We start from the raw sequence: 21716 nt of genomic DNA on the forward strand, positions 1-21716 counted from the left end.
GTTAATAAATGAAGATCAAAAATATTTGTTGTATAGGAGCAGGGTACGTAGGCGGTCCTACTATGGCGGTGATTGCTCAGAAATGTCCGGAAATAAATGTTACTGTTGTTGACATAAATGAGAAAAGAATAGCTGCATGGAACGATGAAGATGTTGAAAATATTCCGGTATATGAGCCAGGTTTGTCCGCAATAGTTAAAGAAGCGCGAAGTAGGAACTTGTTCTTTTCTACAGATGTAGATGCTGCGATAGATAAAGCAGATATGATTTTTATCTCTGTAAATACTCCTACAAAAACCTATGGTATTGGAAAGGGAATGGCTGCAGATCTTAAATGGATTGAAATATGTGCCAGGCAAATAGCAAGAGTTGCCAAAAATGATAAAATAGTTGTGGAAAAGTCTACTCTCCCAGTACGAACAGCCGCTGCACTTAGGGATATTTTAGACAATACAGGAAACGGAGTAAAATATCAAATTCTTTCTAATCCTGAATTTCTTGCAGAAGGGACTGCAATACAGGATTTGCAGAATCCGGATAGGGTATTAATTGGAGGGGATGTGGAAACACCTGAAGGTAAGGAGGCTATGGAAGCGTTGGTGGATATTTATGCCTCATGGGTTTCTAAAACAAATATTCTTACTACAAATGTCTGGTCTTCAGAACTTTCAAAGTTGACTGCGAATGCCTTCCTGGCACAGCGTGTTTCCAGCATAAATGCTATGTCTGAATTGTGTGAGAAAACCGGTGCAGATGTAAATGAAGTAGCGAAAGCAGTGGGTATGGATTCCAGGGTAGGTCCTAAATTTTTACAATCATCAGTAGGCTTTGGAGGCTCTTGTTTTCAAAAGGATATCCTGAATCTGGTTTATATTGCCAAATCTTTTGGACTTAATGAGGTAGCCGATTATTGGGAGCAGGTGATTAAAATGAACGACCATCAAAAGCGACGATTTGCAGCTAATATTGTAAAGACATTATTTAATACGGTTTCAGGTAAGAAAATAGCTGTTTTAGGTTGGGCTTTTAAGAAAGATACTAATGATACGAGAGAATCTGCCGCAATTTACATAACCGATTATCTTTTAAACGAACAGGCCGAAATAGTAGTTTATGACCCTAAGGTAAAAGAAGAGCAGGTTTACGCTGATCTTGATTATCTTAACACCAGGTCATCTAAAGAAAATCGTTCCAGAGTAACGGTTGTTAATGATGCATATAAATCTTGTGAAGATTCTCATGCTATCGCTGTTTTAACTGAATGGGATGAATTTAAACAATTAGATTGGAGGAAAATCTATAATAATATGCTTAAGCCGGCATTTCTTTTTGACGGAAGAAGATTGTTGGAAAGAAAAACTAAAGAAGAAATTGGCTTTGAATTTTATGCTATAGGCAATTAGAAAATTAAGTGCATTTCTAAATAGAATTTGGCGTATTAGAAGGGGTTTTAATATTCTGTTCATTTTTATAGAATATTTTTTTGATAGAGATGTACCGGATTAAAGCATAATGTGAAATGGAGCAACAACGAGTAGGTGTCGTTATTCTTACCTGTAATAGATTAAATCTTTTAAAAATCAGCTTATGTAAAGTTCTTGCACAATCGCATAAACCTTATGAAATTTTGATTGTAGATAATTTTTCTACAGATGGTACTAAAGAGTATTTAGATTCTTTAGAGGATCAAAATATTTCAAAGATGTATTTGGATGAGAATACGGGTCCTGCGGGTGGTTTCTATGAAGGGGTTAAGTATTTTGCTGAAAAGACTTCCGTAGACTACCTTTGGCTGATGGATGATGATTTCTTTCCTTTTGATTCCTGTCTTGAAATTCTTGTAAGTGCTGTTGACCAGGAGACTATGGTTTTTCCATTTATACGTGAAAAAGATTTTGCTTCCAGAAGAGAACCTGGATGGTGGGGTGTTCTTATTCCAATGAATATAGTAAATAAAGTAGGATATCCGAGAAAGGAGCTTTTTTTCTGGTCTGAAGATACAGAATATCTTTTATTTAGAATCCGGAGGAAATATAAGTATAAGGCTAAATGGATTTCATCGGCCAAGGGTGTTCATTTTACTAAAAGAGAGACAAATTATCGAAAGCCCTGGCGATATTATTATGAAGTACGGAATATGTTATACATGCGCTTATATGTGAGAGAAAGATCAATTAGGCGTTACTTTAAGATGGTTAAAAGTTGGGTTAAATTATTTGGCGCTATTGTAATTAAAGAAAATGACAAAGGAAAAAAGATAAGATTTTTTCTACGTGGGACTATTGATGGTATTTCAAAAAAGCTGGGTAAAACAGTAGATCCTTATCAGGATTTTTCCTCTTCTGTCAATTCTAAATTGCAGAGATAAAAAAATTAAAGCAAATCTTCAAATAGATTTTGTTGTGGAGTAAGTTTAGGTCATGTTAAACATGTTTTTAATATCACACTATCAACTAAAATCTGGATCTAATGTATCAGATAGTTTTAATTTGCTCTTTAGCTATAGCATATTTCCTTTTTGGCGAATATAATTAGGGCAGGTTCAGTAGTATGTTAATTATTAATTATCAGGTGTAGGCCCATGCGGGAGTAGGTGGTTCTTTCTTTTCTTCAATTATTAAGTCCTGGATATTCCAATAAAATCATTTAATAATAAATAATATGAAGGTGATATATTAGATTCTAATTCAGGATTTCCTGCTTTTTCACTACCAACTGAAAGAAGCTTTTAAAAGATCCAATATTTAACTGCCAGCTCATATCTTCGTTCATCTCATTTCCAAAGAAAGAATAATAATTATGATTACATGCTTTACTTAATAGGCAATAATGGGATGGGGTATAGTCTTCAGGATGTAATTCAACAATAGTGGCATTTGATGCATATAGTATATTTGTTAATCCAGCACCATGAGGAGAGATAATTATATCACATTCAGAAAATAATTTTACTTGTTCTCTATAGTTTAAATTTTCTGCATGAATTATATCAAAACCATTTCCGGATAAAAAGCTTTCAATTTCTTCCTCGTTTATAAGTTTTCTTCGTTTTGATAAACTCCTGCTTATATATACCTTACGATCATTTTCTGTGGAAGTGATGTTATATCCGTCAAAAACTACTTTTTTTATATAATTAATATATTCTGCAGGCATATATCCTGAAGTATTTGAACTAACGAAACTTGGTAGCCAATAGTTTTGGATTTTCCATTTCTCTGTTTTTTTTATATAAACCAGTTTTAATCTTTGATCTGCATTTACAAAAAAATGAAGTATTTCTCGTTGATAATCTGGAATATCATCATTTATAATAAGGTATATTGTTTCATCTGATGGAATTTTACTTATACTATAAAGTCGTGGTAAACAATCTACTATCCAGTGATATATATTTTTATTGGCAAAGCTGGGATGCATTATAGAAGTGTACACTCCCGTTTTTTTCTTTCTTGTTTTAAGTCGATGTAGGTTTTTAAAGGATTTTGAATTATTTAAACGGCCAAGGTCAAACATAGACTCACCTATTATCCTGAGGTCTTTAACAACTGCCCCCGTATTTCCTAAAAGATTTACATCACTTAAAGGAACTATAAAGGTATCTCTTTGTTTATACCCATTTGTAAAATCTAAAGAAGAACCAAATATCTCTTTCGCCTTATGTAATAGAAATAGTTCATTTTCATTAAAGGTGATAAATGCTCCCTTACTAATTCTTATTTTATTTTTTAAGTAATAATTTGAAATATAAGAGCTGTAATAATTATAATATGATTTGAAAAAATGTTTCAAATTGAGGGGCATAAAATGTTAATTTAAGGAACATACGTAATTGGTAAACTACTGATTAAAAGATGTATAATTATACATGCCAAAGTCTACAGAGAAAGTAGGATGTAATTTAAGTTCCAGATTAATGTCATCCAAAAAATGTGAGGAAATAATTCCATCTCCATACGTGTTTTACATTTTCTTTAAGATAAATGTGAGTATTCACCGGCAAGAAAATACTATATTTGCGGTTGCAAATAATTAATTATTCCTCATTAATAAACTATGCTATGCACAAAGTTAAGTAAGTTTACAATGTGCATAGCATAAAATTTGAAATCTTTGGTTAAAAAATTTATTAAGAAATATTTCGAGAGTTTTGCATATTTCTACTCTTATTTAAGGTACAGAATTCTTATCTTATTTATAATAAGCTTATTAATTGGTGTACTGGATGGATTTGGCTTAACTATGTTTTTGCCATTGTTACAAATGGTAAATAAATCCTCAGAAGTAGACCCCGCGTCTTTAGGGAATCTACGTTTTGTGGTTGATTTTTTTAATAACATGGGGATTTCAATGACGTTACTTTCTGTCTTGCTGATCATGGCTATTTTCTTTTTTGTGAAAGGAATAATCACTTATGTAGGGTCCATCTATAATGTAAATGTAAGAGAAGATTTTATAAGTAGATTACGGGTTAGGAATATAAAAGGTTTAAATAACCTTGCATATAAGTATTTTGTAATGTCCGATATCGGTAGGATTCAAAATACATTATCTGGGGAAGTAGATAGGGTTGCGGCGGCTTACTCCAATTATTTTAAAGCTTTTCAGGACGGCGTTTTGGTAATAGTTTATATGGGTTTTGCTTTTACTATGGATGCTCAATTTGCCCTATTGGTTACTGTTGGAGGAGTATTAACTAATTTTCTATATAAATCTTTGTATAAAAATACTAAAGGTGTATCGCGTACTCTTACCGGCCATAATAATATATTTCAAAGTTTAATTATTCAAAATGTTGGAAATTATAAATATTTAAAGGCTACAGGATCTTTGCATAGATATGGCGCCAAGCTGGAAGAATCAGTTCTGAAAATAAAAGAAAGTAATACCAAAATCGGGAAATTGGATTCATTACTAATAGCAGGAAGGGAGCCAATATTGATTTTTGTAGTAGTTGCCGTAATATTCATTCAAACGTCTATTCTTGGATCAGAGCTGGGTCCAATATTAATAAGTTTGCTATTTTTTTATAGGGCCTTAAACTATTTAATGCAAATGCAGGTTAAATGGAATAAGTTCCTGGCAGTATCAGGTTCATTGGAAAATATGACTTCTTTCCAAAAAGAACTTAGAAAAAATAAAGAAAAGAAGGGTTCCAATATTTTGGACAGTAGAATTGAGGAAATAAAGTTGTCTAACGTTTCCTTCTACTATAATCAAACAAAAATTCTCAAGGATATTTCTCTAAACATAAAACAGAATGAAACCGTAGCTTTTGTTGGAGAAAGTGGAAGTGGGAAAACAACTCTTGTTAATGTTATTGCCGGACTCCTGCCTCCGGAGTCAGGTAAACTTTTAGCAAACGGAAAAAATTATGATGATTTAAACATGGGAGGTCTTCAGAAAAAAATTGGTTATATTACTCAAGACCCTGTGATTTTTAATGATACCATATTCAACAATATAAGTTTCTGGAGTGAAAAAAATCCAGACAATACAGAAAAGTTCTGGAAAGCAGTGAATCAAGCTGCAATACTGGATTTTGTAAATGAGCTTCCTGAAAAGGAAAATACTATTTTAGGGAACAACGGGGTAAACCTTAGTGGTGGACAAAGACAACGTATTTCTATTGCCCGTGAGTTATTTAAGGAAATAGAAATTTTGATACTGGATGAGGCGACATCAGCTTTAGATTCGGAAACAGAAAAAGCAATACAGGGAAATATTGAGTTGCTAAAAGGAGAATATACTATTCTAATTGTTGCTCATAGAATTTCAACAATTAAAAATGCAGATCGGATTGTTGTTATGAAAAATGGAGAAGTTTCCAATGTTGCTAATTTCTCCAGTCTAATGATAGAGTCTAAGTATTTTAAGAAACTTGTTGAACTTCAGGAGATATAATTCTTGAGAAAAAATTCTTTAATGGAACCTAAAATTTCCATAGTTATTCCAACTTTTAATCGTGCTCATATAATCAAGGACACCCTTGATTCTGTATTACGTCAGACTTTTAAAAATTGGGAGTGCCTTGTTGTTGATGATGGTTCTAATGATGATACTGGAAAATTATTGAAAAACTATGAACAAATTGATAGAAGGATAAAGTATATAATAAGACCCGAGAATAGAAAAAAAGGAGCTAATACATGTAGAAACATTGGGATAGAAAAATCCAAAGGGCAATATGTGCAGTTTTTAGATTCTGATGATTTGCTAGCCAGTGATAAATTGGAAATTCAGTTAAAAATGCTGGAAACATCCGGTTCTAATGCTATAGCTACCTGCAGGTGGGGAGGCATTGGTGCCAATCAGGAAAAGGCAAAATTATATAACGGATTACCAACTTATTTTAGTACCCGAAGTCCTGTCGAGCTTATAGAGGTTTATGGTAAAGCACTCACTTTTTTTCCCCCTCATGTTTTTCTTGTTCCAAAATCTGTAGTTTTAAAAGCCGGAAATTGGAATGAGGATTTAATAATAAATCAGGATGGAGAGTTTTTCTCAAGAATAATTTTAACCAGCTCCGAAATTCAATTCTGCAAAAATACTTATGCCTTATATAGATCTGGAGCCGGTGACAGAACTACTGGCTCACAGAGATCTGAAAAACGACGAAGAGGTTATATGAAGAGTCTGGAATTAATTGATGAAAATATTTGGAGCTATATTAATATTAAAAATCACGTTTATGTTAAACAGAGGAAAACAGAACTTTACTATAAACTTCAAAAGGAAAATCAACGATTAATCGATGAAAATTTAACTTTTTTCAAAGAGAGAACATCAAACTTAATGTATTATTACTATCGTTTATACTGGGGTATTAGACGTCGGCTTTTTCGTAAGGTTGAGCTAATTAGATATCCTTAAAATAAAGGGAATTATAATCTTTGTAATATAGTTTTTCATAGATAAATAACCTGGTGTAAGAATTCTCATTATTTTTCATGTTATAATAGTTTAAAAAAATTCTTATGTCTAAAGTGTCCTCTCTTAAACTTTTTATTTATAAAATCTCAAATTTTTAATCTTCATATGTTAGACTTAGCTGGCAAATCTATCTTAATTACAGGTGGAACAGGATCCTTAGGAAAAGCGTTAACCGCTCATATTTTAAAATATCATCCAAAAATCAAGCGTCTTGTTATTTTCTCAAGGGATGAGCAGAAACAATTTGAAATGGCTCAGGAGTATCCTCCTTCTCAACATCCGCAACTCCGGTTTTTTATTGGTGATGTAAGGGATTATGAGCGTGTAAGGAGAGCCTTAAGAGGAGTGGATTATGTTATTCATGCAGCTGCCATGAAGCATGTTCCAATTGCCGAATACAATCCAATGGAGTGTGTTAAGACTAATATTTTAGGTGCTGAAAACATTATTAATGCCTGTTTAGAGACGGAGGTGAAAAGTGTAGTGGCATTATCTACCGATAAAGCTGCGGCACCCGTTAATTTATATGGTGCAACCAAACTGGCTTCAGATAAACTTTTTGTTGCTGCTAATAATATTGTTGGTTTTAATCCCATTCGGTTTTCAGTGGTAAGGTACGGCAATGTGATGGGCTCAAACGGATCTGTTATTCCATTCTTTCTAAAGAAAAGAGCAGAGGGTATTTTGCCAATAACCGATCCTACTATGACTCGATTCAATATTAGTCTCCAGGGAGGAGTTGATATGGTTATGCATGCTCTAGAAAAGGCGTGGGGTGGTGAAATATTTGTTCCTAAAATACCATCATATAAAATTACAGATGTAGCCGAAGCCATAGGTCCTGAATGTGAAAAACCTGTAGTAGGGATTCGGCCGGGTGAAAAAATACATGAAGAAATGATAACTTCTTCCGATTCATTTTATACTTACGATCTTGGGAAATATTATGTTATAGTTCCTACTACCCATCGCTGGAAACTGGAAGATTTTGTAAAAGAATTTGACGCTAAAAGTGTCCCTCAGGGATTTAAATATAATTCAGGAGAGAACGAAGATTGGGAAACAGTAGAAAAACTTCGTACTCTTATAAAAGAGAATGTAGATCCAAATTTTGAAGTCTAATTTTTAGTATATGCAAAAAATTATACCATACGGAAAACAGTCTATTACTGAAGATGATATTAATGATGTTATAGAGACATTAAAATCTGATTATCTTACCCAGGGACCTCGAATTGCTGAATTTGAAGAACGTTTTGCTGATTATGTTCAGAGTGATTATGCGGTAGCAGTTTCAAATGGAACTGCTGCACTTCATCTTTGTGCTCTTGCATTAGGTGTTAAGGAAGGGGATAAGGTGATTACAACTCCTATTACTTTTGCTGCCTCTGCGAACTGTGTTAGGTATTGTGGCGGGGAAGTAGTTTTTGCCGATATAGATCCTGATACTTACCTATTAGATATTAAGGCGGTTCGCAAACTTTTAGAATCGGCTCCCAAGGGAACTTATAAAGGTGTTATTCCCGTAGATTTTGCAGGAAGAGCTGTAGATATGGAAGCTTTTAGGGAACTTGCAAATGAATATGATCTTTGGATAATTGAAGATTCCTGTCATGCACCGGGTGGATTTTTTAATGACTCTAAAGGAGAAAAACAATATTGTGGTAATGGCAATTTTGCTGATTTGTCTATTTTTTCTTTCCATCCCGTAAAACATATTGCTAGTGGCGAAGGCGGTATGATTACTACTAATAATAAGGTTCTGTATGAAAAACTTATGCAGTTAAGAACCCATGGTATTATTAAAGATAATGATTTATATGTGAATTCTATTGAACTGGCGGGCGGAGAAAATGATTATCCCGGCTGGTATATGGAAATGCAGGATCTTGGTTTTAATTATAGAATTACCGATTTTCAGGCGGCATTGGGAGCAAGCCAGTTAAAACGTGCAGATGAGGGGCTGAAAAAGAGAAAAGAAATTGCGCGGGTTTATACGGAAGCATTGAAAGACAAGGATTATATAAAATCTTGCAGCGGAAACATTAACGGGCATGCATATCATTTATTTATACTGGAAGTAGAAAACAGGCTCGGGCTATATAATTTCCTAGGAAAAAATAACATTTTTGCACAGATACATTATATTCCATGTCATCTTATGCCTTATTACCAAAACCTTGGTTGGAAAGAGGGTGATATGCCTAATGCTGAAAATTATTATAAACATTGTATAAGTTTACCAGTATTTCCTGTTCTTACTGAAGAAGAGCAGCTTTATGTAATTCAAAAGATTAATTCTTTTTATGGTGAATAGCTCAAAATTGGGTTTGGGAACTGTTCAGTTTGGATTACCATACGGTATATCCAATACAGAAGGAAAAACCTCTTCTGAAGAAGTAAAAAAAATTTTAGATTTAGCATCTTCAAATAAAATAGGTATTCTCGATACTGCTTCGGCTTATGGTAATGCAGAAGAAGTTATTGGTAGAGAGTTGATTAAAGACTTTAAAATAGTTTCTAAATTTATGCCGCCTTCAGCAGGTGAGAGAATTTTAGAGCAACTTGAGCAAAGTCTTAAAAGGCTTCACCTTTCTTCTTTATACGCTTATTTAGCTCATAGGCCTTTAGAATTACTGGAATATCCTGAACAATGGGATGAATTAAGAAGCTTTAAAAGTACTGGTAAAGTAGAAAAAATTGGTTTTTCGTTAAATGAACCTGAAGAGTTAGAGCTATTATTAAATGCCAATTTTATACCAGACTTGGTTCAGGTGCCTTATAATTATTTCGATAGAAGATTTGAAGCGTTTTTTAAGGACTTGAAAAATAATGATTGCGAAATTCATAGCAGGTCCACTTTTCTACAGGGTCTGTTTTTTACAAAGCTTAATGAACTTGATAATTTTTTTGAAGAGGTTAAACCTTTGCTTTATCAGCTGCAAAAACAGAAAGACTCACTTCCAGGAATGTTATTAAAATTTGTTCTGGAAAACCCTTTCATTGATAAAGTAATCTTAGGTGTAGAAAGTGAACAGCAATTAGCACAAAATCTGGAAAGTATAAAGGGAAGTTTCAAGATGATTGAATTAAAACAGGATATCTCTGATAAAATTCTTATACCTTCCAGGTGGCCCAAAAAATAATAAATTATGATCTATAATTTTAATTTAAAATCTAAAACTGTCTTAATCACCGGAGGCTACGGATATCTTGGAAAGGCTGTAACCGAAAGTTTGTTATACCATGAAGCAACCGTTTTTGTATTGGGAAGGAGTAACAAAAAATTTGAAGAAACCTTTAACGAAAGTCCGTATATAAATAAAACCCTTTTTTTTGAAAATTGCGATGTATCCGATTCAAAGAGCATTCGAACAGCATTTAACAACATAAACGACAAAAGTAGCATAGATATATTAATCAATAATGCATTTTACAGTAAAGGTCAGTCTCCGGAAGAAATGTCTGACGAAGATTGGAACACTGGTATAGATGGAACCTTAAATTCTGTCTTTAGATGTATACGGGAAGTTATTCCCTACTTAAAAGGAAAGTCCTCCGGAAAAATCATTAATGTTTCTTCTATGTACGGAATGGTGGCACCGGAGTTTAATGTTTATAAAGACTTCCCTCAATTCTTAAATCCACCTCATTATGGAGCTGCCAAGGCAGGAGTTATTCAATTAACAAGGTATTACGCCAGCCATTTAGGAAGCGCTAATATCACTGTTAATGCCGTTACACCTGGTCCTTTTCCTTCCGGTCCCGTTCAGGAGGAAAAGGGATTTGTAGAAGAATTAGAAAAGAAAACATGTCTAAACCGTATAGGAAAACCTGAAGATCTTGGCGGTGCATTTGTTTTTTTAGCTTCAGATACTTCCAACTTTATGACAGGGCAGAATTTAGTGATTGACGGAGGTTGGACAATTAAATAATACAAGCCAAAATATAATATTATGCATAGTACATATCATATCATTGAAGTAGCAAATACCCATGGAGGCAATTTTGATTACCTTTTAGAACTTATAGATTCTTTTGCTGACCTGGAAAAAAATGTCGGTATGAAGTTCCAGGCATTACATCCAGATAAAGTTGCTACCTCTGATTTTCCTTCATATAATACTTATAAGGAACTTTATTTTGAAAAAGACCAATGGAAAAAAGCTATAGAAAAAGCAGGAGCTACAAAAGATGTCTGGCTTGATATTTTTGATGCATATGGAGTAGAAATTTTAGGTGAAAATATTGAGCTTGTACATGGAATAAAATTTCAGAGTTCAGTATTATACAATTATGAAGTGTTTCAGGCTCTTGAAAAATGTGATCTGACGGGAAAAAAGGTTATTCTTAATGTAGCTGCACAATCGGTTGAGGATATTCAAAAGATAATGGCAAATGTGGAAAATAAGCTTTCTCCACAAGAAATTTTACTCGAATTTGGATATCAGGCGTATCCCACCTCATTAGAGGATTCCGGATTCAGTAAAATACCTATTATAAAAGAGAAATTTGCTAACAAGCTGGTTTTCGCTGACCATGTTGATGGCGAATCAGACAATGCCATTTGGCTTCCTGTTTTGGCTGCTATGAGTGGTATTGACTATATAGAAAAGCATGTAATGCTGGAATCCCGCGAAACAAAATATGACCATTTTTCAAGTTTAACACCAGAACGGTATAAATTGATGAGGGGTACAGTACAAAGATATACATCAATTAAAGAAATGCCTTTTATTAATATTAAGGAACAACAGTATCTTGATAAGACAATTATGATTCCTTTGTTAAAAAAATCCAAACCGGGTGGCAGCGGCGTTTGTTTACAAGAAGATTTTATTTATAGAAGATCGGGACAAGCCGGATTAAATGTTAAACAAATAGAGCAGCTACAGGAAAACTGGAACATCTTGGCGGTAGAAAAAAGGGAAGGGGATGTTGTTAAACGTTCTGATTTTAAGAAAGCAACTATAGGTAACGTTATTGCCTGCCGATTAAAATCTTCCCGTCTTAAAAAGAAAGCGCTATTAAAAATTGGAAATTTGCCTTCAGTTGAATACTGTATTTCGAATGTACTGAAATTTGATAACGTAAACCATACTGTTTTGGCAACTTCCACTATAGAACAAGATGAAGAACTTGAAAACTATACCTATAATGATTCTGTAGTTTTTTTTAAAGGTGATCCGGAAGATGTAATACAGAGATATCTTGATGTTGCTTCACACCTGAAGTTGGATGTTATTGTTCGAATTACTGCAGATAATCCATTTATGGATAATGAAATATGCCAGATATTGCTTAAAGAACACTTCAAATTCGGTGCAGATTATACCACGGCAAGAAATGCAGCGGTGGGAACAAATCTTGAAATAATTAATGTTCGGGCCCTCAGGACCATCAAAGAACATTTCCCAAATGCAGAGTATTCTGAATACATGACATGGTATTTTCAAAACAATCCTGAACATTTCAGGCTACATATGGTAGACTTGCCTAAAGACATGGTGAGGGACTATCGGCTGACTCTAGATCATCAGGAAGATTTAGATGTATACAGAAAAATTCATAATAATCTTGAGGAAGCAGGTTATTCAAATTTCTCTGTGAGAGATATTTTTAAATATCTGGACGAACATCCCGAAGTTGTATCAATAAATAATGACATACCCATAAAATACAGAACTGATAATAATCTAATCGAAACTTTAAACCGTCAAACAAAAATAAAATGAAAGTTTCTACCGACTTAAAAGTTATACTTCCGAAACATGGAGATATAGAGACCATAAATGCTATTCAGGATTACATCAGGAATAAGAAATACTTAGAAATTGAAGCCGGCCATAAAGCGATAATTTCCAATGGGATTTCAGTTATTAAATTACATAAAGATAGTGGAGCACAGAATAAAGAAATCTTGGAAGCTCATAAAAAATTTTATGATATCCATTATACCATAGAGGGCGAAGATACTATTGCCTATAAGGATGTTAAAGACTGTAATAGTGTTGTAGAGAATTATAATGAAGAAGGAGATTATATCTTGTACAGCGAAAAATCAGAAAATCTTCTGGAAGTAAACTCCGGGCAATTCTGTATTATACCCAATTCGTATGCACATGCTGCCTTATATGAGGATAGGGGGTACGTAAGGAAATTAGTTTTCAAAGTACCTGTTTCGTGAAAGAATCAAAAATTTACATACGAGTTGATGGAGGTCCAGAAATTGGTTTAGGACATTTAGTTAGGTGTATGGCTTTGGCTCATATGCTAAAGGACGATTTTGAAATTAATTTTGTATCCAAAGAAATCCCGGATAATATTTCAGAAGATATTCTCAATCAGGGATTTTTAGTCAAGAGAATAGATTCTGAACAAGATATTTTTTCCTATCTATCAGGAAAAGAGATTGTAGTAGTGGACCATTATGGACTTGATTCAGCTTATCAGGAAAATATAAAAAGACGAGGCAGTAAACTGATCTGTATTGATGATTTACATAACAAATTATTTTATGCAGATTTAATCATCAACCATGCACCTGGTATTACTCCTGAAGACTATAAGGCACAAACATATACTCAATTTGCTTTAGGACTGGATTATGCTTTACTACGTCCTGAATTTTTAAAAGCGGCAAAACAAAAAAAGATAAATAAAGAAGTTAATACAGTTTTTGTTTGTTTTGGAGGTAGCGATTTGAAAAATATCACAGAAAGATGTTTAAATGTTTTGTTGGGAATGGATAAATTTGAACGGATCATTGTCGTTGTAGGAAGCTCCCATCAAAAGGTTAGGCAAATCAAAGAGATAGCGGCCGGTAATAAAGAAGTCGATTTTTATCATTCCATTGATGCAAAAAAAATGCTGGAATTAATGAAAATTTCAGATTTGGCCATAGTTCCTTCAAGCGGCATCTTATTAGAGGCTTTATCTTTAGGTTTAAAAATAATTTCAGGAATGTATGTTGAAAATCAAAGATATGTCTTTGAAAATTATAACAAGGAAGGAGTTTTTGTAAGTGCAGGAAATTTTTCTAAAGAAGATATTTTACTTGCTGTCAATAAGTTGATATCCCAATCTTCTGCACCATTAGTTGATATTGATGGTCATTCTGCATTAAGAATTAACAAATATTTTCAACGTATAATGATTGAAGATGATGTTGTTCTGCGGACAGCTGGTAAGGAAGATTTAGAAATTACATTCCAATGGGCCAATAATTCCGTTGTTAGGGCTCATTCCTTTACACGTGGGGAAATAGAGCTCATAGATCATTCTGAATGGTTTATGAATAAACTTAATAATTCGGGATGTTATTATTTAATAGCACAATTAGATAAAAAAGTGATAGGATCTATTCGGTTTGATATCAACAATGATGAGGCTGTAATAAATTTCCTGGTTGACCCTCAGTTTCACCGCCAGGGATTTGGTATTATTATTCTGAAAAAAGGCCTTGAGAATTTAAAAAGCCGTTATTCCTATTTAAAATATGTAATAGGCTACGTTATGAAAGATAATATAGCTTCTATTAAAGCTTTTCAAAGGTTAGGGTACAACATTTTTTCAGAAGATGGAAACTATAAATTTATTAAAGAACTAAATTAGATACAGTGAAAATCGATAATTTTTATATTGGAAAAAATAGTCCTGTTTTTATCATAGCAGAGTTATCTGCTAATCATAATGGAAGTTTAGAAACAGCGATAGAGACAATAAAAGCTGCAAAAAGAACAGGTGCAAATGCTATTAAACTGCAAACCTATACAGCAGATACCATGACTATTGATGTTAAATCTCCTGATTTTATGTTGAGCCAGGGTACTATATGGGATGGAAAATATTTGCATGATCTTTATAAGGAAGCATATACTCCATGGGAGTGGCACGAGCAATTGTTTAAAGTCGCGAAGGATGAAGGTTTAATATGTTTTTCATCACCTTTTGATCCCACTGCAGTAGAATTTTTAGAAGGCTTACATGCACCTGCATACAAGGTTGCATCATTCGAAATAACAGATATTCCATTAATTGAACTCATGGCTTCTAAGGGTAAGCCGGTAATTATTTCAACAGGAATAGCTGGGACTGAAGATATAGAATTAGCATTAGATGCATGTAAACGAATGGGAAATGAAAATATAGCTTTATTAAAATGTACATCTTCTTATCCTGCACCTATTGAGGAGGCCAACATGGTAATGGTTAAGGATCTGGCAGAACGTTATGGTGTAATAAGTGGACTTTCTGATCATACTCTGGGTAGTACAGTACCCGTAGTAGCCACTAGTTTTGGAGCAAAAATTATTGAGAAGCATTTTATTCTGGACAAATCTATAGGTGGTGCCGATGCATCTTTTTCTATGGATGAGAAGGAATTTACAGCAATGGTGAAAGCTGTAAGGGAAGCAGAAAAAGCTATTGGTAATGTAGATTATTCTTTAAGTGAAAAGCAGAAGAAAGGAAGGGATTTTTCACGTTCTATTTATGTGATTAAAGATATTGAAGCAGGTGAAACAATAACTGAAAAGAACGTAAGATCTATCCGTCCTGGGTTTGGTTTACATCCTAAATATTTTAACGAAATTCTAGGAAAAAAAGCTAAGGATAAGTTGGAAACAGGAACCCGTATGGATTTTTCACTACTTTCAGATCAATAAAATTGCACACTTAGATGAAAAAAGAGAATTTTAAAATCATTTTTTTTAGTCCAAAAATGTTGCGTAATTCACAAAGACAGCTTTTTCAATTAGAAAGGTTGCAAGACGAAGGATTTGATTTTGTTTTTTTGGACGCAACTAAGTATTATGGAACAGTAGCTACTGCAACTGAAGATATAATCCTGGATAATAAAGTAGAATGTGCCACTAAACAGGATTTTATAGACTTCAGGAATAACTTACCTGAGGAACCTGTACTTTTTCTTGCCTTTGATTTTTTTATGATTCCTGCGGCTCCAATTCTTGATATTATTGTAAGAAAACAGGATAAATTGCTAAGTTACTTCACTAAACGGTTTTCTTCAATTAGTTCCACATCAGGGAAAGCAAAAGAACTCATATTTAAAGCTCTTAGATTTTCTGATAAAGTTCTTCCCTTGCACCGTCTTAAATTTATTTATAGAAAAAAGTTTAAGATGTTTATTCCCGATTATTACTTGTGCAGTACGGAGTATTTAATACCACCAAAAACATTTTTGACAGTCAAAAAAAGCCATAGAATTGTGGTTCATGCTGACGATGTTAATAATATTTTGGAAAATGATAAAAAACATGTTATAGACCCAGATAAAAAAGTTGGGGTTTTCCTTGACCAGGGCCTTCCTTTTTTAAATAGAACGCACCCCGGTATTTATCAAGAACCTATTCCAGATGAGTATGTACAAAAATATTATGATATGGTTGAAAGAAACCTACTTAATATCAAGGAAAAGATGGGATTAGATGAAGTGGTAGTTGCTCTCCATCCTGATGCAGTTAAGTTTAAAAAAGAATTAGAAGGAAAATTCACCAGTTTTCGAACATTTCTTGGCGTTACTAAAGATTTAATTCGAGACGCTTATCTAGTTTTTGGTCACTCCAGTACAGCAATTAGTTTTGCAATTTTTTATAAGAAACCGTTTCTTATTTTTAAAGATGAATTTATCATGAACTATCACCCAAGGGTGAAAAAGAGCCTGATTTTTTTCCATGAAGAACTTGGGATGAGAGCCATTGATATGGAAGAAAATGTTGATATTAACGAAATATCTAAAATACCGTTAGATGTCAAAAAATACGAAAATTATACCAGGAAATACTTAAAAGATAATAATATTCAGGAAAATGCATATTATTATGCTATTAAAAAGATTCAGGCAGATATGTTAGAAAAAAGATAATCGAAAATTTAGACCAATATCGTAATGTTCTGCCTTTCTATTTAAATTATTAACTCAAAGAAAGAGCTCCATCATTAAAATTTTATAGGGATGATTCGGAAGTGTCTTCATTAAAAATTCTTGTCATTCTGCAGATAATAGCTAAGCGAAATGCAAGAATATTATTATTTAATGATGGGTTAATTACCTTTTTGTAGATCTTCTTTTTCATTTTAAGTGGAAGAATTGATGAAATCAGCCTTTTAAAAGAAGCTATTGATAAAGTTTGTGTTTGATTTTCGTCCTTTAATTTCGAGTTAACATCATTTAGAAAATCTTCAGGAAAAATTGTTAATGCATGTTGTGTGGATAATTCCTGTTTAATAATCTTCACAAAATCTGCTTGTGCCACGATTTCTTTTTTGTCCTTAGTGGCTGATCTAGAGGCGTAACCAAGGCCTGGGTTTAACTGCTTTACAATTTCCTGATATAAACATTTCCCATCTCTTAAATGATCTGGGAGTGTTTTTACCTCTTCAATAATTTCTCTGGATAATAAAGGATCAAACTGCTCTACGTATGGAAACTTGAGATCAGATAATGCTGCCTGAATAACAGGCAAACGATATTCTTGTAGTAACCTGTCACGCCATGTGGAAAGAGATTCACCTTCTTGCCGGTCCAGTTGTTCGGGTAATTTTTGCTCAAGATTTTGGATATAATTAAATTTTTGAAGATTATCAAAATCTTTACATAATGGAATACCTATAAAACTTCTTACCGCGAATGCTGAATGAGGAGTTTTTTGTCCAAAAACCTGGTTTCCTCTTATTACCCCCTCAATATCATTTTCAAATAAAACTTTCCATATTTCAAAGCCATCCATATAACCTGAGATATGGTCAATGCGTCCCTCCCCATTTAATAGGAATCTTGTAAACACGCTATCTATAGCTTCTTCTTCTTTTGTGTCGGTTTCATAGTATTTATGAGATGTTTTAAAATAATTTGAAACTTCCCTCGCTACATAAGCATCTGATTTTTTTTCTTGTTCTGCTTTTCTTAATCCCCAGGTAACTGTCTCTATTTTATCTTGAGCTGGTTTTGCTTTATCCATCAACGCAAGTATTCCTCTACAATCATGACCGCCTGAAAGTGAAAGTGTCCATTTCCTAAAATCAACATTTAAATTTTCAAAACTCTTTTCAAGTGCATCTTTTAGGTTTGCCTGATGTTCAGCATCTGAAATCTTTTTATAAGAAAAATGAACTTCGTTTTTTCTTTTATTTAACTCCCATTTTTTGAGATCCAGGGTAATGGAACCGGGAGCTAATCTTTTAATTCTTTTATCCCACGAATTTAACGGTCCCAGAGACCCGCTTGAAATCATCCAGGAAATTACTCCTTCGTCAAATTGAAAATCTTTCAGGAATTTAATGATGGCACGTTGAGAAGTAGCGGCTATAAATTTTTCTTCATCTTTATAATACCATACCGTACGTGTGCCTACAAGATCGGTAACTAATTCTATTTTTATACCGTTAGAACGACAAATTAGATAGTTGCCGTCCGGATAGTCCGTTTCTACTTCCTGCCAACTATCCGATTCATTAAAAAGTTTACCTAATAAAATATTCCGGCCATTATGTTTTATTGTGCTGACTGGATTTGATAAGCCGTAACAAATATTCCCATCCTTAAAAATGGAAGAAGGGTTTGCATTAATATTGTCTGCATTAATTTCATTGCAAATGCGGGATATATTCTTTTTTTCATTTACGGGAAATTCATTGCGATAGCAGACATATATAATTTTGGACATTTAAAATTAATTTTCTGGTTGAAAAAAAGAATTGTGTCAAAATTAGGTAGAATTTATTATATCTAACGAAATTTATTTTAGATTATTTTAGCGTCGTCATTCTGCAATAGGTTTTACACTAGTCCTTTTGTAAAATATTGGGTTTTTTCTACCTTTGGGAGGTATTAATTTTTTTTGGGTTGTCTTTGTGATCCTTAACAAAAAAAGATTATAGTGGCATGTATTATCTTTTGTTCTAATTTTAAATGCTTTTCCTTTGTGTTTTTTATAGAATTAAGAATCATAAAATAGTAATGGTTGTAGGAAGATATTTTGGTTGCTTCCTTTTTTAAATAAAATCTATGTCAAAAATTCTTTTTGTGTGTTTAAAGGATAGAACGGTTAACCAGGATACTATTCAAAAAGTTAAGCATATTTGTGAGTCTTTAAATCCAGATAATATACAGGCCCGTCCAACTAAAATTTCATATAATAAAAGAACAATTACAGGTATTTCAAATCCTGTTCATTCTATAGAAGTCAAGGATAACAGTTTCCTATTTGGGCAGGCATTTGGCGAGAGAGGTAAATGGTATGAAGTAAATGGCCTTGTGCCAGATGGAAATTTTTCTATATTCAGATCCAATCAACAGAAGCTTGAAATTGTTACAGACATTTTAGGTACGCGTTCAGTCTGGTACTATAAGGATAAGGATGTATTTTTGGCATCAACATCGCAAAGGGCAATTATACAGTATCTCGGAGATTTCACCTTTAACAAAAAAGTTATCCCCTGGGTGTTATCAACTGGTATGTTAGGCCCGGGTTTAAGTTGGGATTCCAGAATATCACTTTTGAATGGTAGCAGTTCCCTTACTGTGGATATGAAATCATGGGATTTAAATATATCTTCATCCCAGGTTGAATTTATAGAGAACAAGCAATCAGACAAAGAACATGTAAAAGAATTAAAAGAGGTTATTGATTCCACTTTTTCAAAAATTGATATTGATTATTCGGAATGGAATTTAACTCTTTCAGGAGGTTATGATAGTAGAGGGAATATTTGCCTATTACCTAAAAAAGATCAAAATGGGGAGCATCTAAAAACAGTAACCTGGGGTCTGGAAGCTTCACGAAAACAAAATGGTACAGATGCACAAGTTGCAGAGAAAATTGCTAATATTTATGACCTTCCACATAGATACTTTCACACCGACCCCCCGAGTGAGCCTCTTGAAATTATTCTTGACCGGTTTTGCCTTAACGGAGAAGGAAGAATCGATCATATTGGTGGATATACAGATGGTTTCAATCTTTGGAAAAAATTGTTTGAAAAAAATATTACAGGAGTCATAAGAGGAGATGAAGTTTTTGGATCCTATAATTTTATCTCAGATTTACATTTAAAAAAATTTGTAGGACTTTCTTTATGCTCTGATTATTCAAATCTTAAAGATGATCCTTTCATAAAATCTCTATCTCAGGAGTTTCCGCAAGAATTGAAGCAACAAAAAAGTGAAAGTTTGGAAAATTGGAGGGACAGGCTTTATCAGAGTCATCTTGTACCTACCTTTCTTTCCGCATTATCAGATTTAAAACAGCCTTATGTAGAACAAATAAATCCATTATTAGCGAGGGGAATTGTTCGGAAAATCAGGGAAATGCCTGCACATCTGAGAACAGATAAAAAGGCTTTTAAAACCATTGTGGATTCTGTAAATCCTAATGTTAAATTTGCCAGTCGCTCTTCTACTATGGCTACAAAACACTTCCTGAAACAGGAAGAAATAGTTGAAATCATTCGGGGGGAATTATCCTCCCATTCGTCCACATCAATTTTCCCCAGGAATTTTATAAACGATGTTTTGTCTAAAATCCGGGTACAGCACAATTCAAAAGATTGGTATGGTTCTGGAATTACACGTATAAAAGCCTTAATTCCAAAAAAATTCAAGAGAGGGGTAAAGGGAAAAGAGAAATTCCACGTAATGGACTATAATCTCTTAGCTTTTAGAATGTTTATTATTTCCCGGATGAACAGAATACTTGAGGAGGGTAAATAAATAATAACTTCCCAATGCATTCTCTTTTAGTAAAACATTACTTTATTTAAAAATAGATGGAAAATAGTAACCTTTTAATTTAAAAAGTGCAACTCTTTTAGCTGCTTAGGGTAATAAATTGTTTTTTTCTATGAAAGAAAAGGAGCAATTTTGTTTAAAAAAATATTGTGAGCTGATTCATTTACATGGTGCCCATCGGCTAAAAGATATTCGCTTATAGTTTTTTCTGTAAAGCATTCTACGGTAGTAAAATGGCTATACTTTCCATCAAGACTAACTAAAACATTATTATATGCTTCAATTGCCTTTTGTATTTCAGGGTTCTTAATTTTGAAGGATTCACCTACAGGTGAAATTAAAAGGCATATAATATCTATAGATTTTTTTTCAGCACGGATTATATAATTTTCAAAATTTTTTTTGAATGCTTCTAAATTAACATTGGCATTCTTCATTCTTCTTGATTTATATTTTTTGACAAAATAGTAAGCCGTCTTTTTTAGGGAGCCGGGAAGATTATTTATGATTTTTGTAGATAAAGCATTTTCTTGTAAATATCTTGGGGCACAATCGCTAAGACCAAGTTGCATTATTACTAGATTAGGATCATAATCTTCAAGTAAGCTTTCTCTAATTAATGCTCTGGATGAAAGTCCTCTTTTAGATTTATCAATAATATGAAGATCCGGATAGTTGTTGACAAGCTTGTAAATCCATGTATTAATATATTTTACTTCAGCTCGTGGGGTAGCCATTGAAGCTGCTACAATTAAAATGCGGTTATATTTTAAAGCCATTTGATAAACTCAGGTTAGAAAGACTTGAAGAGGTAAAAAAAGCAAAGATATTTTTTTTGAAAAACCTGATTGTTAACATTGATTTAAATTTAACAACTTCCTTTTTTAGAAGTCGGCATTTAATATCTTTGCCGGAACTTTTTAGAAGTAAGTAAACTGAAATTTGAGGAAGACACGAACTTATATGAGATCTTTTATTTATAATCTATTATCAGGGCTTCATCCAATTTTCCTTATTTCAAGTGGGAGTTTGT

At 33.2% G+C, this 21716-nt stretch carries 17 protein-coding genes; 14 read left to right on the plus strand and 3 right to left on the minus strand.

Annotated elements, in window-relative coordinates; translation table 11 throughout:
* Nucleotides 1-8 precede the first annotated feature (8 nt).
* Together RM539_RS12735 and RM539_RS12740 are read left to right on the plus strand one after the other, a co-directional pair.
* A complete protein-coding gene (locus RM539_RS12735) occupies nucleotides 9-1403 on the plus strand; it encodes a nucleotide sugar dehydrogenase (protein ID WP_311503789.1) in 1395 nt (464 codons plus the stop codon).
* Between the two features lie 116 nt (nucleotides 1404-1519).
* The gene (locus RM539_RS12740) at nucleotides 1520-2368 is read left to right on the plus strand and encodes a glycosyltransferase family 2 protein (protein WP_311503790.1); all 849 of its coding nucleotides are present in this window, start codon (nucleotides 1520-1522) and stop codon (nucleotides 2366-2368) included.
* Nucleotides 2369-2682: 314 nt separating this feature from the next.
* On the opposite strand, the gene RM539_RS12745 is transcribed toward RM539_RS12740, so the two are convergent.
* Entirely contained in the window at nucleotides 2683-3792 is a 1110-nt protein-coding gene (locus RM539_RS12745) for a glycosyltransferase family 61 protein (RefSeq protein WP_311503791.1), read from the minus strand.
* A gap of 321 nt (nucleotides 3793-4113) precedes the next feature.
* Between RM539_RS12745 and RM539_RS12750 the strand changes: the two genes are divergently transcribed.
* The 11 genes from RM539_RS12750 to RM539_RS12800 all read left to right on the plus strand — a co-directional run bounded on the left by RM539_RS12750 (nucleotide 4114) and on the right by RM539_RS12800 (nucleotide 16819).
* Nucleotides 4114-5904, plus strand: a complete 1791-nt coding sequence (locus RM539_RS12750; RefSeq protein WP_311503792.1) for an ABC transporter ATP-binding protein — start codon at nucleotides 4114-4116, stop codon at nucleotides 5902-5904.
* Between the two features lie 21 nt (nucleotides 5905-5925).
* A complete protein-coding gene (locus tag RM539_RS12755; RefSeq protein WP_311503793.1) occupies nucleotides 5926-6873 on the plus strand; it encodes a glycosyltransferase family 2 protein in 948 nt (315 codons plus the stop codon).
* A 165-nt stretch (nucleotides 6874-7038) separates the two neighbouring features.
* A complete protein-coding gene (pseB, locus tag RM539_RS12760; protein ID WP_311503794.1) occupies nucleotides 7039-8055 on the plus strand; it encodes a UDP-N-acetylglucosamine 4,6-dehydratase (inverting) in 1017 nt (338 codons plus the stop codon).
* Nucleotides 8056-8065: 10 nt separating this feature from the next.
* Nucleotides 8066-9250 (plus strand): UDP-4-amino-4,6-dideoxy-N-acetyl-beta-L-altrosamine transaminase, encoded by a 1185-nt coding sequence (gene pseC / locus RM539_RS12765; RefSeq protein WP_311503795.1) that lies wholly within the window; start codon nucleotides 8066-8068, stop codon nucleotides 9248-9250.
* Nucleotides 9251-9263: 13 nt separating this feature from the next.
* Nucleotides 9264-10079 carry an aldo/keto reductase gene (locus RM539_RS12770; protein WP_311503796.1) on the plus strand — a complete coding sequence of 272 codons (816 nt, stop codon included), beginning with the start codon at nucleotides 9264-9266 and terminating at the stop codon, nucleotides 10077-10079.
* 6 nt (nucleotides 10080-10085) lie between these two features.
* Nucleotides 10086-10868: an SDR family NAD(P)-dependent oxidoreductase gene (locus RM539_RS12775; RefSeq protein WP_311503797.1), complete on the plus strand. Its 783-nt coding sequence runs from the start codon at nucleotides 10086-10088 to the stop codon at nucleotides 10866-10868.
* A 21-nt stretch (nucleotides 10869-10889) separates the two neighbouring features.
* Nucleotides 10890-12668 (plus strand): cytidylyltransferase domain-containing protein, encoded by a 1779-nt coding sequence (locus RM539_RS12780; protein ID WP_311503798.1) that lies wholly within the window; start codon nucleotides 10890-10892, stop codon nucleotides 12666-12668.
* A complete protein-coding gene (locus RM539_RS12785; RefSeq protein ID WP_311503799.1) occupies nucleotides 12665-13120 on the plus strand; it encodes a NanQ anomerase/TabA/YiaL family protein in 456 nt (151 codons plus the stop codon). Before RM539_RS12780 ends, RM539_RS12785 begins: the two co-directional genes overlap by 4 nt.
* A complete protein-coding gene (gene pseG / locus RM539_RS12790; protein WP_311503800.1) occupies nucleotides 13117-14547 on the plus strand; it encodes a UDP-2,4-diacetamido-2,4,6-trideoxy-beta-L-altropyranose hydrolase in 1431 nt (476 codons plus the stop codon). The genes RM539_RS12785 and pseG overlap by 4 nt, the downstream gene beginning before the upstream one ends.
* 5 nt (nucleotides 14548-14552) lie before the next feature.
* A complete protein-coding gene (gene pseI / locus RM539_RS12795) occupies nucleotides 14553-15599 on the plus strand; it encodes a pseudaminic acid synthase (protein WP_311503801.1) in 1047 nt (348 codons plus the stop codon).
* 14 nt (nucleotides 15600-15613) lie between these two features.
* Complete coding sequence (locus RM539_RS12800) at nucleotides 15614-16819, plus strand: hypothetical protein (protein WP_311503802.1); 1206 nt, start codon at nucleotides 15614-15616, stop codon at nucleotides 16817-16819.
* An 82-nt stretch (nucleotides 16820-16901) separates the two neighbouring features.
* Here the strand turns inward: RM539_RS12800 and RM539_RS12805 are convergent, their stop codons facing one another.
* Nucleotides 16902-18620 (minus strand): asparagine synthase-related protein, encoded by a 1719-nt coding sequence (locus RM539_RS12805; protein WP_311503803.1) that lies wholly within the window; start codon nucleotides 18618-18620, stop codon nucleotides 16902-16904.
* Between the two features lie 341 nt (nucleotides 18621-18961).
* Here RM539_RS12805 and RM539_RS12810 point away from each other — a divergent pair, with 341 nt between their 5' ends.
* Complete coding sequence (locus RM539_RS12810) at nucleotides 18962-20665, plus strand: asparagine synthetase B family protein (RefSeq protein WP_311503804.1); 1704 nt, start codon at nucleotides 18962-18964, stop codon at nucleotides 20663-20665.
* A gap of 128 nt (nucleotides 20666-20793) precedes the next feature.
* Here RM539_RS12810 and RM539_RS12815 read toward each other — a convergent pair whose 3' ends face one another.
* On the minus strand, nucleotides 20794-21462 hold the full coding sequence (locus RM539_RS12815) for an SGNH/GDSL hydrolase family protein (RefSeq protein ID WP_311503805.1): 669 nt from the start codon (nucleotides 21460-21462) through the stop codon (nucleotides 20794-20796).
* Nucleotides 21463-21716: the final 254 nt, after the last annotated feature.

The sequence above is a fragment of the Autumnicola musiva genome, from assembly GCF_031846585.1.
GTDB classification, from domain to species: Bacteria; Bacteroidota; Bacteroidia; order Flavobacteriales; family Flavobacteriaceae; genus Autumnicola; species Autumnicola musiva.

Coding starts and splice junctions, on each gene's coding strand:
- RM539_RS12805 (WP_311503803.1), bottom strand. CDS start 18,620: ATGTCCAAAATTATATATGTCTGCTATCGCAATGAATTTCCCGTAAAT.
- RM539_RS12735 (WP_311503789.1), top strand. CDS start 9: ATGAAGATCAAAAATATTTGTTGTATAGGAGCAGGGTACGTAGGCGGT.
- RM539_RS12785 (WP_311503799.1), top strand. CDS start 12,665: ATGAAAGTTTCTACCGACTTAAAAGTTATACTTCCGAAACATGGAGAT.
- RM539_RS12810 (WP_311503804.1), top strand. CDS start 18,962: ATGTCAAAAATTCTTTTTGTGTGTTTAAAGGATAGAACGGTTAACCAG.
- RM539_RS12800 (WP_311503802.1), top strand. CDS start 15,614: ATGAAAAAAGAGAATTTTAAAATCATTTTTTTTAGTCCAAAAATGTTG.
- pseB (WP_311503794.1), top strand. CDS start 7,039: ATGTTAGACTTAGCTGGCAAATCTATCTTAATTACAGGTGGAACAGGA.
- RM539_RS12775 (WP_311503797.1), top strand. CDS start 10,086: ATGATCTATAATTTTAATTTAAAATCTAAAACTGTCTTAATCACCGGA.
- RM539_RS12740 (WP_311503790.1), top strand. CDS start 1,520: ATGGAGCAACAACGAGTAGGTGTCGTTATTCTTACCTGTAATAGATTA.
- RM539_RS12780 (WP_311503798.1), top strand. CDS start 10,890: ATGCATAGTACATATCATATCATTGAAGTAGCAAATACCCATGGAGGC.
- pseC (WP_311503795.1), top strand. CDS start 8,066: ATGCAAAAAATTATACCATACGGAAAACAGTCTATTACTGAAGATGAT.
- RM539_RS12755 (WP_311503793.1), top strand. CDS start 5,926: ATGGAACCTAAAATTTCCATAGTTATTCCAACTTTTAATCGTGCTCAT.
- RM539_RS12815 (WP_311503805.1), bottom strand. CDS start 21,462: ATGGCTTTAAAATATAACCGCATTTTAATTGTAGCAGCTTCAATGGCT.